Here is a 13,959-nt window from a genome sequence, read left to right on the forward strand (position 1 = left end):
TTAACCGCGCGCTCTATCCCCCGCAACCGCCGCAGCCACCACCGCAGCCGCCGCCGTCTCCGCCGTCGCCACTATCGCTGCTGTCTCCGCCCCCGCCGCCGTCCGCGCCGCCGCGCAAGGCGTGAACCGGCTCCCATGGAGTGCCGACTAAGACTGCCGTTCCAAAAACCGCCACTGCAAAGCCCGCCTCATTACCGGTGGGCGCCGTTCGCATTCGGGCGACCTTCTCTTCGACGGCGCGGAACGCCTCATTCCCAGCCATTGTGCGCGGGTTGAACCGAGCAAAACGAATGATCGCGAAAAACGCCGTCACGGCCAAAAGCATGATCAAAAAGCCCGTCGGCTCGCCTAGTGCTTCGCCAGCTTGTTGGCGGTACAAACCGATCAGGAACAACGCCGCGTAAGGCAGCACGGACAGTGCCCGCAATTTCAACCGTTCCGATTGATCCAGCAACAGGCCCCGCGCAATGAGATCACTTTCGACCCGGCTCGCATAGGGATTCAATTTCGATTGAATATGGCCGAGTTTTAGAGAACCGATCTCGCGCAGGACGGCTTGCTCTGCTTCGCTGCCCTCCTGTTCAGTTTTGGCCACCCGCAATCGGTTGTTGGATTCTTGGCTCAACGCCCCTTGTGCAAATAGGTCGGTCACAAGTGCGATTGAAAAGCGGCCCTTGCCACCGGTTAAAACGGCAACCTCGTCTCTCTCTGCGACGCGGCCATATCGCCCTTTATCCCGCAAATTCGCCGGTATCCAAATGCCTAAGAAAACACAGGTGACCAACATAACCGCGTAGAAGGCTAGAAAATCACTGCCGGTGTAGGATGCAAAAAGGTCCATCTAAACAATCACTCCAATTAGCACCGCGATGACTATACCGAGCGCGATCCATCCCGCTGCGCCGATAATGGCGACACGCCGATCCAGTATCATAACATCCTTGGGATTTACACGAAGCCCCTTTGGATCGACGCCAAAACGCCGGGCCGCATCGGGCCAAATGTCGGGTGGTGGCGATGCATCAAACGCGGCCTCATAAGCGGCCAGCGTTTCAGCATATTGGTCATAATACCGTGATTTTTCGACCGATCCGCCGGCCGTCGGGCCATGATGCAAATCTGACCCGAGAATGTTGGGGCAAAATTCCTGCCAATAATCGCGGCTGTAAGTGAGATGCAGGTGCCAGACCTGATCGACCGCATCGGAAGGCGTAACCTCACGCCCCGCCGTCATCGCAAGATAGCAAAAGCGTTTGTATTCTTCGATGACCAATTCGGCGTGTTCATCGCTCCACCGGTTTTCGCGGGCAAGCCGCGCGGCGAAGGACAACGATGCGCCTTGTGGCCCAATCTCATATCGGGAGAGACGATCCCAAAGGGCGTTTTGTGGATCGCGACCGGTCATCAATCAAACACGTTGATCGACGGCCCAAGGATGAACACCAATGCTGTTTCGATAGAATCCAAGTTCGCCCCCAATACCGCATCATGCCCCGCGATACCGGGCCATACCATTGCGTTATTGTTCGGCAAAATCCTTTGAAATCACAAGCCGTGACTTATCCCAGGTCAAGACCGCGGCTTTGGTCATAGGAACCATGAGAGTCTTCATGCCTTTTGCGGGGGGCGGATCCAAACTGATCTCTACAATGTCGGTGGCGCCGAAATTCTCTATCGCCGTCACATTGCCGATCGGATCACCAAGGTCGGTTTCAACTTTCAAACCGATCAAATCGCGGTGGTAATATTCACCCTCAGCCAGCGGCGGCAATTCTTCCTTTGCCACGCCGATTGTTGTGCCCCGCATCTTTTCCGCGGCGTTGCGTCCCTGAACCTCAACGAACCGGGCAATTGCCCCGCCTTTGTTGTCGGAACGGATGTTCTTCAGAGTCAACGTGCCGTTGTTGAACAGCGAATGTTGGCGCAAGGCATCGATCCCATCGCCCAGCAATTTGAGACGCACATCACCGGCTACGCCATGCGCGCCTGTCACGGCCGCAAGGATGATCAATTCGTCGGACACAATTCGCCTAATCACACAAGCAGGGCCTGCCGAAACACGCCGATACCGGATCGCGTTTCAACAGGCCCATGCGTGGGTTCGAGGGATTAACCCTCGGCCTTTTCTTCGCCAGCTTCTTCAGCAGGCGCTTCAGCGGCCGCTTCTTCAGCGGCAGGCTCTTCGGCTGGTGCTTCTTCAGCAGGAGCAGCAGCAGCGGCTTTGGCTTCTTCTTCAGCGGCTTTCGCAGCTTCTTCAGCTTCCTTAGCCTTTTCAGCTTTCTCTTCAGCACGCTCGGTCGCTTTTTCGCCGGGCTTCGCTTTGTTCGGGTTGTTGCGCGCGGCACGCTCCATGATGCCAGCAGCATCGAGGAAACGCAGAACACGGTCAGAAGGCTGAGCGCCAACGCCGAGCCAGTAACGCACGCGATCTTCGATCAATTTGACGCGGTTTTCGTCGTCCTTGGCGAGCAAAGGATTGTAGGTGCCGATTTGCTCCAAGTACTTACCATCGCGTGGGCTGCGGCTGTCAGCAGCCACGATGCGGTAGTAAGGACGCTTCTTCGCGCCGCCGCGCGACAGACGGAGTGAAATTGCCATTTGGTATTACCTTTCGAGTTTAAACATTTGAATTTATGATATTTCGTGAGAACTTATCGCTTTTTGGGACCGCCCAAACCGGGGAGCCCTGGGGGCATGCCGCCGCCCATTCCGCCACCTGGTCCGCCTAGCCCGGGCAATCCACCCGCGCCGCCGCCCATACCCGGAGGCATGCCGCCCGGACCACCACCAGCGCCGAACATGGCCGCGAGGCTCTTGAGCCCGCCCATTTTCTTCAGCTGCTTCATGGCGCGGCCCATTTCCTGATGCATTTTGAGCAATTTGTTCACCGATTGCACATCGGTTCCGCTGCCGGCCGCTACGCGTTTCTTGCGCTTGGCGTTCATCAAATTGGGGTTGGACCGTTCCTTAGCCGTCATCGAACCGATAATCGCGTCCATATGGACCAACACCTTATCATCCATGCTCGACGCGGCCATGGCGGCTTTCGCCTTTTTCATGCCCGGCATCATCCCGGCCAACATGCCTAGGCCGCCCATATTCTGCATCTGCTTCAACTGCATACGCAGATCATCAAGGTCGAATTTGCCCTTTTCGAAATTCTCAGCGAGCTTGGCCGCTTCGTCCTCTTTGATCGTTGCCGCCGCCTTTTCGACAAGGCTGACAACGTCGCCCATGCCAAGAATACGGTCCGCAACCGATCCGGGGCGAAATACCTCAATTGCATCGAGTTTTTCGCCGGTGCCGGCAAATTTGATCGGTTTGCCGGTAACCGCCCGCATCGACAACGCAGCACCGCCGCGTGCATCGCCGTCCATTCGAGTCAGGACCACACCGGTTAGCGGGACCTCCCCGGAAAAGCTTTGCGCGACGTTCACGGCGTCTTGGCCTGTGAGGCTGTCGACGACCAATAGCACTTCGGTCGGTGCCGAAACGCTCGACACGGCCTTCATCTCGGCCATCAACGCTTCGTCGACGTGCAGACGGCCCGCAGTATCGAGCAACAGAACGTCGAAGTTCTGAAGCCGCGCCGATTCCATTGCGCGCCGCGCGATGTCCACCGGTTGTTGGCCTGCCACAATCGGCAATGTCGCGATGTCGACTTGATCGCCCAATACCGCAAGTTGTTCCTGCGCAGCCGGCCTGTTGACGTCCAAAGAGGCCATCATGGCCTTCTTGCCGTGCTTTTCACGGATCAATTTGCCAAGCTTGGCGGTGGTCGTGGTTTTACCAGAGCCTTGAAGGCCGACGACCATCACCACAACGGGCGGCTTCGCTTCGAGGTTTAGCCCCTCAACCGCGCCGTCCTCACCATCACCCGACAGCATGGAGACCAATTCGTCATGGACGATTTTGACCACTTGTTGGCCCGGCGTGACCGACCGCAAGACGTCTTGGCCCACGGCCTTTTCGGTAACCGCGTCGATAAACCGCCGCGCAACCGGAAGCGCCACATCGGCTTCCAACAAAGCAACGCGAACTTCGCGCATTGCATCGCGTACATCTTGCTCTTTTAAAGCGCCGCGTCCCTTCAGCCGGTCGAAGACTCCGCCTAGGCGGTCGGACAGATTGTCAAACATCGTCTTCAAACTCCTCTCAAACGATCCCATCAGAGGACCGCTCGATAAACGCGAAAAACGCCGGCGAACGAAACCTCGTTGGCCAGCGTGCTGAGCTTTTCTGAAAAAAAGCCCATTTCAATATGTTTCGATGGTGGAGCCTAGCGGGATCGAACCGCTGACCTCAACACTGCCAGTGTTGCGCTCTCCCAGCTGAGCTAAGGCCCCATCTCATCGTTTCGATGGCCCCATGTCACATGGGATCATCATCCTGCATTCGCAAGAGACGCGCGCTCTATGGCCGTCCCTCGCGAAACGCAAGTCCTATTTAGGTGTCGTCGTTTCCGTCGTCGTCGCCCTTGCCCTTGGCAACGCCAAGGTCATCGTCGCCGCCGAGATCAACGTCGTTGTCAGGTGAATCTTCTTCGTCATCGATATTTTCGATGTCTTTCAATTCATCATCTGTGTCGTCGCCGCCGAGATCGGTGTCCGCCTCGCCGTCTTTCTTCTTGTCCGATTCAAACGGAATCGGTTGTTTCGATTTCAACACGGGCTCTGGATCCCATGTTTCGCCGCATTCAATGCACGTTACGGGATCGTCCTTGCCGAGATCGTAAAAGCGTTCCCCGCATTTGGGGCAGGAACGTTTGGTGCCCCATTCTGGCTTCGCCATGGTCAGTAATCCTTGGGTTGGTTCGCGTTGGTGCGAACGCACAAAATTAAGAAAGCATGTATTGGAACGGACCGTCCCTGAATCAAGGGCTGATCTGAATTGGAGCGCGCCTTGCCATAGGGTCACGGCGCTGTCAAAGACCGGCGCTGAAATGCCCAACCAAACCTTTACCTCCTCCGCCGCCCTTTCTGGCAAAATTCGCGTCCCCGGCGACAAATCGATCAGCCACCGATCGTTGATGTTCGCCGGCCTTGCCGTGGGGGAAAGCCGCATCACCGGCTTGCTCGAGGGGGAGGATGTCTTGGCCACGGCCGCGGCAATGCGCCAGTTGGGCGCCGATATAACGCGCAACGACGACGGCGAATGGCGCGTGCACGGCGCAGGATTGGGCAGTTTGCTCGAGCCGCATCAGGCGCTTGAAATGGGAAATTCCGGCACATCGACCCGGTTGATGATGGGGCTGTTGGCCAGTCACCCCATCGCCGCCACCTTTACCGGCGATGCCAGCCTTTCAGGACGCCCAATGAATCGGGTGATCACTCCTTTGAGCCAAATGGGCGCGAGTTTTGAAGCTTCGAAGGGCGGCACACTGCCCCTTATGGTTCGCGGGGCATCACCGGCGGTTCCGATCACATATCGACTGCCCGTGGCCAGCGCGCAGGTGAAAAGCGCGGTATTGTTGGCTGGGCTCAATACGCCGGGCATCACCCGGGTGATAGAACCGATCGCAACTCGCGATCACACCGAACGCATGCTCACCGGATTTGGGGCGACTTTGGAGATTGGTGAGGAAACCGGCGCCAACGGCCCCGAACGCATTATCGCAATACACGGTGAAGCGGACCTGAAGCCGCAGAATGTAGTCGTGCCAGGAGATCCATCATCGGCCGCGTTCTTTATCGTGGCGGCGTTGATTGTACCGGGCAGCGACTTACTCATCGAGAATGTCGGGTTGAACACGACCCGCGCCGGGATCGTCACGGTTTTGCGTCAAATGGGCGGCCAGATTGAGGAAGTGAACCCACGCGAAGTCGGCGGTGAACCGGTTGCCGATCTGTGCGTGCGTCATTCCGCCCTAACCGGCATTGATGTGGATCCCGCGATTGTGCCCAGCATGGTCGATGAATTCCCCGTTATGTTCGTTGCGGCCGCTCTCGCAAAGGGAACGACCCGGACGACCGGCCTCGAAGAGTTGCGGGTCAAAGAAAGCGATCGTTTATCCACGATGGCCAACGCGCTAACATTGGCCGGTGTGTCGTTGGAAGAAAACGAGGACGGCTTAATTATTCAGGGCACAGGCGGCGATCCAATTCCCGGCACGCCAAACGAAGCCAGTGTGGAAACAAGGTTGGACCACCGCATCGCCATGGCAATGGCCATCGCCGGATTGGTGAGCCGAAATGGTGTATGCGTCGATGACACGGCACCGATCGCAACAAGCTTCCCGACCTTCATGGATCTGCTGTCAGGGGCAAGCGCATGACCAGCATCCCCCTCGACATCTATTCGATCATCGGATTTTTCGGCACGGCCTGCATCATCGGAGCCTATGCCTATTTGACTTATGTCGACACGCCCAATCCTTATATCTTGCATGGGACCAATCTAACCGGCGCGGCGCTGTTAACGATCAGCTTGGTCGTGCATACCAATTGGCCGAGTCTTGTGCTCGAAGGGTTTTGGGCAGCCATCGCGATCTATGGATTGGTGAAGGCTTTGCGTGGTCAAAAACCTGACACCAAGAATGGGGATACAGCGCCATGATTATCGCCGTTGATGGACCGACCGCATCGGGCAAAGGCACTTTGGCAAAGCAGATCGCGGCCCATTTTGGCGTGCCTTATCTCGACACCGGATTGCTTTACCGCGCCGTGGGGCGACAGGTTGCGATCAACGGCGGCGATCCTGACAACGCCGATGACGCCATCGTCGCGTGTTCATTTCCCGATGAATTGATGCAGGACGATATTTTGCGAAGCGAAGAAACGGGCGGGTTGGCAAGCCGGGTTTCGGTCCACCCCGGTGTGCGGAAGGCTTTGTTTAAACGCCAGCGTGCCTTTGCCGAACAGCCCGGCGGAGCGGTCCTCGACGGACGCGACATCGGCACCGTCATAGCGCCCGATGCTGATGTAAAACTGTTCATCACTGCCAGTGTTCAAGAACGGGCGCGCAGACGATGGCTGGAGATGGTCGACAAACACATCGACCACGAAGAGGAAATCCCTCTCTCCGAAATTGAGCGCGACGTCGTAAACCGCGATTCGCGCGACATTAACCGCAAGGACGCGCCACTAAAGGCCGCACCAGACGCGGTGATCATCGACACCACAAGCTTTGACCGTGATGCCGCGTTTGACGCCGTTCGTGAGGCGGTTGAGCGGGTGCTCGGGTGAGCTTGCTCGCGCTCGAGCTTTTATGGGCTGAGCGAGCCGGGGGCTAAGCTCTATCTCAAGTCAAAGCTCTAATTCGCCCAGCCATCCGCGGCAGCGGCGTCATCGCCCCAGCCCTCTTGTTGATTTTCAACTCTGCGGATCGCTGCGTCTTGGGCGCGCTCTTTAAGCTCGGAGTCCTCGCCGCCCTCCCTGATGATAGAGCTGGCGTTTTGGGCGATCATCAAGACTTGCTGACGCGCCATTTTCTCACCATCAATCGGCGCACCGGTCAGCATTTTGCGGACATGTGCGTCAATCTCCATCTCGAAAAAGGCCATCAGAGTGTCGCCCGTCGTGCTGCTGGCGCCGCCGCAATCCGGCGTAATGCGGGTCTGGCTTTCGCTGACTTCCTCGAATGTGATCAAACAAGCGCTCGCGAAGCTGCCCGCATGGGGAAGCGTCACGCGCAAGCCATTCGCGCCAGAGGACGCGACCCGCATCGTACGGGTGTCATCGCCAACTTTGTAGGAGGATTGCTTGCCCGAAATCTTGGAGCGCGCATCGTTTGCCGCCAGATCATAGACGCGGTCACCGCCGCCGCCTCCGCAAGCCGAAAGCGCAAGACCGGCAATCGCGAGCACTGCCCAAGCTCCTGTGTTGCGCCTTTTACGATTCATGTCACTGCCCCTAGTCCTGCGGATGTGTTTCATCAGCCGGTGGCATAGCGCGATAAGGTTAAAACCGTTTTGACGCCCCTTCAAAAAGCCAGTCACAAGCCAGCGCTCTCTGGTATTTCCCTTGCTTTTGCCCCTGTCTTCGCCTAGGCGCGCGACCGTTCTCACAATCATTTCTGGTTGAAAGGACCTACGCAATCGCATTCGGCATTGCGGAGACGACGGCCTCTTGCCCTGCTAGCCCCCGCAATCGTGTGAGGGAGGCAGTTTAAGACCCCGGTAAAACCGGTGGCCGGTAGCAAACGAAACAGGAAACGCCACACTTATGGCAACTGCACCAAACCCAACGCGCGACGATTTCGAAGCGCTTCTTAACGAACAACTCGGCGGCGCCGGCGACGGAGGCTTTGAAGGCCGCGTTGTAAAAGGCACTGTTACCGCGATTGAAGCCGGTAGCGCCATCATCGATGTGGGCCTCAAAAGCGAAGGCCGCGTCAACCTCAAAGAATTTGCACGCGGCGAAGAAGACCACGGCCTCACCGTTGGTGACGAAGTCGAAGTCTATGTCGATCGCGTTGAAAACGCAGACGGCGAAGCCATGCTCAGCCGCGATCGCGCCCGCCGCGAAGCCGCTTGGGACAAGCTCGAAAGCGAGTTTGGTGAAAGCGCACGCGTTGAAGGCCGCATCTTTGGCCGCGTCAAAGGCGGTTTCACCGTCGACCTCGACGGCGCCGTTGCGTTCCTTCCTGGCAGCCAAGTCGACATCCGCCCTGTGCGCGACGTCACGCCGCTTATGGAAGTGCCTCAGCCTTTCCAAATCCTCAAAATGGACCGTCGCCGCGGCAACATCGTTGTTTCGCGTCGTGCCGTTCTTGAAGAAACCCGCGCAGAACAGCGCAGCGAGCTGATCAACGACTTGGCCGAAGGCCAAGTCATCGAAGGCGTCGTCAAGAACATCACCGATTACGGTGCGTTCGTCGACCTCGGCGGTATCGATGGCCTGCTGCACGTCACCGACATGAGCTACAAGCGGGTCAACCACCCCAGCGAGATCATCGAAATCGGTCAGACTGTCAAAGTTCAGATCGTTCGCATCAACGCCGAAACTCAGCGTATCTCGCTTGGTATGAAGCAGCTTGAAAGCGATCCATGGGATGGTGTTGCTGCGAAATACCCTGTCGACATGAAGTTGACCGGCAACGTCACAAACATCACCGAATATGGTGCGTTTGTTGAACTGGAAGCAGGCATTGAAGGCCTCGTCCACGTTTCCGAAATGAGCTGGACTAAGAAAAACGTCCACCCAGGCAAGATCGTTTCCACTTCGCAAGAAGTCGACGTCATCGTCCTCGAAGTCGACAGCGAAAAGCGTCGTATTTCGCTTGGCCTCAAACAAGCTCAACGCAATCCATGGGATGAGTTCGCTGAGAAATTCCCAGTGGGCGCGGAAGTCAACGGCGAAGTCAAGAACGCGACCGAATTCGGTCTGTTCATCGGCCTCGACGGGGATGTCGATGGCATGGTCCACATGTCAGACATCGCATGGGGCATTTCGGGCGAAGACGCCTTGGCTCTCCACCGCAAGGGTGAAGAAGTCAAAGCAGTCGTCCTTGACGTTGATGTTGAAAAAGAACGCATCAGCCTTGGCATGAAGCAACTTGAAAAAGGTGCTCCTACCGAAGCTGGCGCAGCCGCAGCTGGCTCGCTCCGCAAGAACCAAACCGTTACGGTTACGGTTCTCGAAGTGCGCGACGGCGGCCTCGAAGTGCAAGTCGGCGACGACGGCGCAACGGGCTTCATCAAACGTTCGGACCTCGGACGCGACCGCGACGAGCAACGTCCAGACCGTTTCCAAGTCGGCAGCAAGCTCGACGCGATGGTCACTGGTTTCGATCGTTCGAAGAAACCAAACTTCTCGATCAAGGCGCGTCAAATCGCCGAAGAGAAAGAAGCAGTGCAACAGTTCGGCTCGTCCGACAGCGGTGCATCGCTCGGCGATATCTTGGGCGAAGCGCTCAAGAAATCAGACGACTAAGCACACCGCCTTTATGGCAATCGAAAAAGGCCCGTCTGCAGCGATGCAGGCGGGCCTTTTCACTTAAGCGCAAAGTGCTACAACCGACGCATGCTTACAGTTCATCAATTCCCGTGCCTGTCCGACAATTACGGATTCCTGCTCCACAATTCGGTCAGCGGCGAGACCGCCGCAATCGACACTCCGGATGCAGGGGAATATCTCAAACAGGCGGAATCCAAAGGGTGGAATATCACCCATATTTGGAACACGCATTGGCATCCCGATCACGCCGGCGGAAACGCTGAAATTGTCGAAGCGACCGGAGCACGCATCCTGGCGCCCAAAGAGGTGGAGAAACTCTCCCCCATTGATCGCGTGGTTGGCCATGGCGACAGCGTGAATTTGGGCGAACATCGCGCCGATGTGATTGATGTCTCTGGCCACACCAATGGTCACATCGCTTTTCATATCGTCGAAGAAGGCATCGCATTTGTTGGAGACAGCGTCTTTGCCTTGGGATGCGGCCGCATGTTCGAAGGGGAGCCGGAGCAGTTCTGGAACAGTCTAGAGCGGATTAAGCGCCTCTCGACCGCCACTGTGCTCTATTGCGCGCACGAATACACGCAGGGGAACGCAAAGTTCGCGCTCCACGCCGATCCGGGAAACACTGCGTTGCAGGAATATGTGGCGGAAATCGATGCCAAGCGCGCGCGCGGTGAATGGACTGTGCCAACCGTCCTCAAACGCGAATTGGAAACCAATCCCTTCCTGAGGGCCGATGATCCGGCTTTGATGGCAAAATGGGGTGGCGCCGCCCCGCACGAAACATTCGCCGCATTGCGAGCGGCCAAGGACAATTTCTAAGCGCCAATGCTATCAACGATGCAGGCCCTTTGCGTTGAGACGCTGACCGACGACCTGTCTGGCGTATCGCTGATCACAATGCCGCAACCGGCCCGTGCACCCGGCGAGGTGCTCATAGAAGTGCGCGCGGCCTCACTAAATTTCCCCGATTTGTTGATGACTCAGGGCGCGTATCAATTCAAACCCGATCCACCGTTCACCAGCGGCCTTGAATGCGCGGGATTGGTGATTGATGCGGATCCTGACAGCGGTTTCGCGCCCGGCGATCGTGTGATGGGTGGCAACAAAGTTGGCGCATTCGCTGAGATAGCCTCTCTTCCGATACGGGGCGTTTCGAAAATGCCCGACGGCGTCGATTTTGGCGCAGCGGCTGCGATGGGCGCCGCCTACAGCACAGCCTATACCGGCCTCGTCGAAATATGCGGTATTAGGCCAGGTCAATGGATCTTAGTCCATGGAGCCAGCGGCGGAGTTGGGCTTGCCGCATGCGACCTAGCGAAATCCTTGGGCGCGCGGGTGATTGCCGCAACTGGAGTTGCGGAGAAAATGGACGCGATCCAGAAAATCGCCAATCCTGACGCGACAATCCACGCCGAAGCCCGCTTTCGCGAGAAGATCGCCGACATTACGAACGGCGCTTTGTGCGATGTGGTCTTCGATCCGGTTGGCGGCGATGTGTTCGACGAATCAACGCGCTGCGTCGCCTTTGCCGGTAAACTGGTGGTGGTCGGCTTTACCAGCGGCAGGATCGCCGAAGTGGCCACCAACATCCCCTTGATCAAAGGGTTCTCCATCGTTGGACTGCGCGCGGGCGAATATGCGCGCCGATTCCCAGAGCGTGGGCGCGCGATCAACGCCGCAATCGCCGAACTGGCCAGCGCCGGTCAAATCACGCCAGCAATCGACCGCACACTCCCTTTGTCGCGTTGGCGCGAAGGGTTCGAGGCGATGCAGGAGCGAAAGCTTGTTGGCAAAGTCGTGTTTGAACCCGGCGGATAGGCCGCGCACGAAAAAGGGCGGCCCCATGGACCGCCCTTCCCCATAATTCCGATTGTTTCCGCGTTACAAAGAGGCGATCACTTCGTCCGCCAAAACTTTGTCCGCTTCGCCATCGTGACGATCGGCGATCAAGCTGCGTGATGCGGTAGCGGCAGCGTTTGCAGCGGCTTCGCGCACACCATCAACAGCTTCGCGTTCAGCAGCAGCGATTTTGTCTTCTGCCATGCGTTTGCGGCGCGCAACCATCGCTTCGCTATCGGCCTCGGCTTTGGTCAAAATGGCATCCGCTTCGCGTTGAGCGCCTTCCATCATCGCTTCGGCGTCCTTTTCGGCGCCTGCGATCTTTGCGGCGTATTCGTCGCGCAGACCTTCTGCTTCGGCGCGCAACGCCTTGGCTTCGTCAAGCTGTTGCTTGATCTCGGCGATCTTGGTGTCGAGGCCACCGACAATCATGCCGGGAACTTTTTTCCAAACGAACACGCCGATCAATACGAGCATCGCAATCGACACCCATTGGTAGCTGTCCAAACCAAAGGCAGCCGGTCCATCAGCGACTGTAAGCGTGATGACTTCAACCATGTGCGAGTGCTTTCTTCACAGCAGACCGGGCGGTCCGCTTGTCAACTTTCGCCCCAGCAAGCCGGGCAACAATGTCTTGGGTCGCTTCTGCGGCAACGCCTTCGACTTCGGTCATTGCGGCGACGCGTGCCTCTTCAATGGCGGCCTCCGCTTTGTCGAGTTTGGTGTCGAGGCGCTTTTGCGCAGCGGCAAGTTTCTTCTCGGACGCTGCAGCAGCTTTCGCCTTCGCCTCGCCGATCAAACCTTGCGCTTTCGCGCGGTTTTCGTTCTCACGCTCACGCCATGCTTCTTCTTGTTGATCAGCGGCATCACGCGCGCCTTGCGCAGCGGCAAGGTCATCGGCGATTTGCTGATCGCGAAGTGCCACAGTGCTCATCACTTTGGGAACCATACCGCGACCGATGACGAAGAATGTGATTCCAAAGAACACCAGAACCCAGAAAATCTGGCTGGCGTAAATTTCGGGAAGCTGGGCTATCTGAGGCATATTTGAAGGGCCTGAGCGTTCAAATTAAAAGGGGTGCGTGGGGCCGAACGGAACAGATCCCGTCCAGCCCACACAATGTCAAGACGTCGATTAGGCGACGAAGATCAAGATCATCGCAACAACAAACGCCAACAGGCCGAGAAGCTCAGCAGCGGCGAAGCCGATGAAGAGACGACCTTGTTGACCATCAGCCGCACCAGGATTGCGCAGTGCGCTTTCGAGGAACGAACCAAAGACGTTACCCACGCCGATGGCTGCCATACCGGCACCGATTGCTGCGAGGCCTGCGCCGACGAGCTTGGCTGCTTCTGCTTCCATTGTAAAAACTCCTTAAAAAATCAAATCAGTTGGAAAGGTAAATGTGAAACTTAGTGAAGATGCTCAGCGTCGTTGATGTACAGCGACGTAAGCAGTGCAAAGACGTAGGCTTGGATGCCTGCGACCAGAATTTCGAGAGCGCTAATCGCCACCATCAAGGCAAAGCTTGGGAGCGCCACGATCAACGTAGTACCGATGCTGTAGTTCGCCCCATCGATCACAAAGCTCGACAGAACTTTGAGCAAGACGTGGCCCGCCATCATCGCCACGAACAACCGCAATGCGAGGCTGAATGGGCGGATCAAGAACGAGAACAATTCGATGAGGAAGATCGCAGGGATCATCGGCATCGGGGTTCCGTGCGGGATAAACAGAGTGAAGAATTTGATGCCGTGCTTCCAAAAGCCCACGATCAACACGATCGAGAAGCTGAGCACAGCAAGCACACCGGTCACGGTAAAGTGGCTGGTGAATGTAAAGGCGTGGACACCGGGAATGATTCCGACCGGCATCAGGCCAAGCAAGTTGGCGAACAAGATGAACATAAACAAGCTGAAGACATAAGGCACATATTTGCGCCCCTCTTTGCCGATATTCGCTTCTAACATGTCATCGATAAAGCCGGTGAACGTTTCCACCGCCATTTGCCAACGACCGGGCACCAAATCGCGTCTCATGCCGCTATATACAAACGCCCAAAGCAGGAAGACTGCGATGGCCATCCACAATGCGGAATTGGTGAATGCGATGTTGAAGCCAGCAATTTCCCAGAGGTCAGAACCGAACATCGGTTCAACCTGGAACTGCTTCATCGGATCGACTTTGCCTTCTTCGGCTGCCACGATCTGTATCCCTAAA

17 protein-coding genes and 1 tRNA gene are annotated in these 13,959 nt (G+C 57.1%); 6 read left to right on the forward strand and 12 right to left on the reverse strand.

The window, feature by feature from the left end; all coding sequences use genetic code 11:
* Positions 1–13: 13 nt before the first annotated feature.
* The 7 genes from BQ8290_RS03170 to BQ8290_RS03200 form a co-directional block, all read right to left on the reverse strand.
* A complete protein-coding gene (locus BQ8290_RS03170) occupies positions 14–841 on the reverse strand; it encodes a TIGR04222 domain-containing membrane protein (RefSeq protein ID WP_108787561.1) in 828 nt (275 codons plus the stop codon).
* Complete coding sequence (locus tag BQ8290_RS03175) at positions 842–1,405, reverse strand: hypothetical protein (RefSeq protein ID WP_108787563.1); 564 nt, start codon at positions 1,403–1,405, stop codon at positions 842–844.
* Positions 1,406–1,519: 114 nt separating this feature from the next.
* Positions 1,520–2,026: a ribosome maturation factor RimM gene (gene rimM / locus BQ8290_RS03180; RefSeq protein ID WP_443112333.1), complete on the reverse strand. Its 507-nt coding sequence runs from the start codon at positions 2,024–2,026 to the stop codon at positions 1,520–1,522.
* Between the two features lie 83 nt (positions 2,027–2,109).
* The gene (gene rpsP, locus BQ8290_RS03185) at positions 2,110–2,598 is read right to left on the reverse strand and encodes a 30S ribosomal protein S16 (RefSeq protein WP_108787567.1); all 489 of its coding nucleotides are present in this window, start codon (positions 2,596–2,598) and stop codon (positions 2,110–2,112) included.
* Between the two features lie 53 nt (positions 2,599–2,651).
* Entirely contained in the window at positions 2,652–4,139 is a 1,488-nt protein-coding gene (gene ffh / locus BQ8290_RS03190; RefSeq protein ID WP_108791825.1) for a signal recognition particle protein, read from the reverse strand.
* 131 nt (positions 4,140–4,270) lie between these two features.
* Positions 4,271–4,346: transfer RNA gene (locus BQ8290_RS03195), tRNA-Ala, on the reverse strand.
* Positions 4,347–4,446: 100 nt separating this feature from the next.
* Complete coding sequence (locus BQ8290_RS03200) at positions 4,447–4,791, reverse strand: TIGR02300 family protein (protein ID WP_108791827.1); 345 nt, start codon at positions 4,789–4,791, stop codon at positions 4,447–4,449.
* Positions 4,792–4,942: 151 nt separating this feature from the next.
* On the opposite strand from BQ8290_RS03200, the gene aroA reads away from it, so the two are divergent.
* Genes aroA through cmk form a run of 3 tightly spaced genes read left to right on the forward strand, consistent with a single transcriptional unit; the run spans position 4,943 to position 7,184 of the window.
* Positions 4,943–6,274 carry a 3-phosphoshikimate 1-carboxyvinyltransferase gene (gene aroA / locus BQ8290_RS03205; RefSeq protein ID WP_108787568.1) on the forward strand — a complete coding sequence of 444 codons (1,332 nt, stop codon included), beginning with the start codon at positions 4,943–4,945 and terminating at the stop codon, positions 6,272–6,274.
* Positions 6,271–6,555 carry a CBU_0592 family membrane protein gene (locus tag BQ8290_RS03210; protein WP_108787570.1) on the forward strand — a complete coding sequence of 95 codons (285 nt, stop codon included), beginning with the start codon at positions 6,271–6,273 and terminating at the stop codon, positions 6,553–6,555. The genes aroA and BQ8290_RS03210 overlap by 4 nt, the downstream gene beginning before the upstream one ends.
* On the forward strand, positions 6,552–7,184 hold the full coding sequence (gene cmk / locus BQ8290_RS03215; RefSeq protein ID WP_108787572.1) for a (d)CMP kinase: 633 nt from the start codon (positions 6,552–6,554) through the stop codon (positions 7,182–7,184). The genes BQ8290_RS03210 and cmk overlap by 4 nt, the downstream gene beginning before the upstream one ends.
* Positions 7,185–7,252: 68 nt before the next feature.
* On the opposite strand, the gene BQ8290_RS03220 is transcribed toward cmk, so the two are convergent.
* Positions 7,253–7,840 carry a hypothetical protein gene (locus tag BQ8290_RS03220; RefSeq protein WP_337660958.1) on the reverse strand — a complete coding sequence of 196 codons (588 nt, stop codon included), beginning with the start codon at positions 7,838–7,840 and terminating at the stop codon, positions 7,253–7,255.
* A gap of 322 nt (positions 7,841–8,162) precedes the next feature.
* Here BQ8290_RS03220 and rpsA point away from each other — a divergent pair, with 322 nt between their 5' ends.
* From rpsA to BQ8290_RS03235, 3 genes are all read left to right on the forward strand, one after another.
* A complete protein-coding gene (gene rpsA / locus BQ8290_RS03225) occupies positions 8,163–9,872 on the forward strand; it encodes a 30S ribosomal protein S1 (RefSeq protein WP_108787576.1) in 1,710 nt (569 codons plus the stop codon).
* Positions 9,873–9,962: 90 nt separating this feature from the next.
* Positions 9,963–10,718 carry a hydroxyacylglutathione hydrolase gene (gene gloB, locus BQ8290_RS03230; protein ID WP_108787578.1) on the forward strand — a complete coding sequence of 252 codons (756 nt, stop codon included), beginning with the start codon at positions 9,963–9,965 and terminating at the stop codon, positions 10,716–10,718.
* An 18-nt stretch (positions 10,719–10,736) separates the two neighbouring features.
* Positions 10,737–11,717 carry a zinc-binding dehydrogenase gene (locus BQ8290_RS03235; RefSeq protein WP_108791829.1) on the forward strand — a complete coding sequence of 327 codons (981 nt, stop codon included), beginning with the start codon at positions 10,737–10,739 and terminating at the stop codon, positions 11,715–11,717.
* 63 nt (positions 11,718–11,780) lie between these two features.
* On the opposite strand, the gene BQ8290_RS03240 is transcribed toward BQ8290_RS03235, so the two are convergent.
* The 4 genes from BQ8290_RS03240 to BQ8290_RS03255 form a co-directional block, all read right to left on the reverse strand.
* Positions 11,781–12,296, reverse strand: coding sequence for a F0F1 ATP synthase subunit B family protein (locus BQ8290_RS03240; protein ID WP_108787580.1), 516 nt, complete (start codon positions 12,294–12,296; stop codon positions 11,781–11,783).
* Positions 12,289–12,783 (reverse strand): F0F1 ATP synthase subunit B family protein, encoded by a 495-nt coding sequence (locus tag BQ8290_RS03245; RefSeq protein WP_108787582.1) that lies wholly within the window; start codon positions 12,781–12,783, stop codon positions 12,289–12,291. The genes BQ8290_RS03240 and BQ8290_RS03245 overlap by 8 nt, the downstream gene beginning before the upstream one ends.
* 90 nt (positions 12,784–12,873) lie before the next feature.
* A complete protein-coding gene (locus BQ8290_RS03250) occupies positions 12,874–13,101 on the reverse strand; it encodes a F0F1 ATP synthase subunit C (protein WP_027442220.1) in 228 nt (75 codons plus the stop codon).
* 50 nt (positions 13,102–13,151) lie between these two features.
* Positions 13,152–13,913, reverse strand: coding sequence for a F0F1 ATP synthase subunit A (locus BQ8290_RS03255; RefSeq protein WP_108791831.1), 762 nt, complete (start codon positions 13,911–13,913; stop codon positions 13,152–13,154).
* Positions 13,914–13,959: the final 46 nt, after the last annotated feature.

Source organism: Erythrobacter sp. Alg231-14 (genome assembly GCF_900149685.1).
In the GTDB taxonomy this organism is placed as follows: domain Bacteria; phylum Pseudomonadota; class Alphaproteobacteria; order Sphingomonadales; family Sphingomonadaceae; genus Erythrobacter.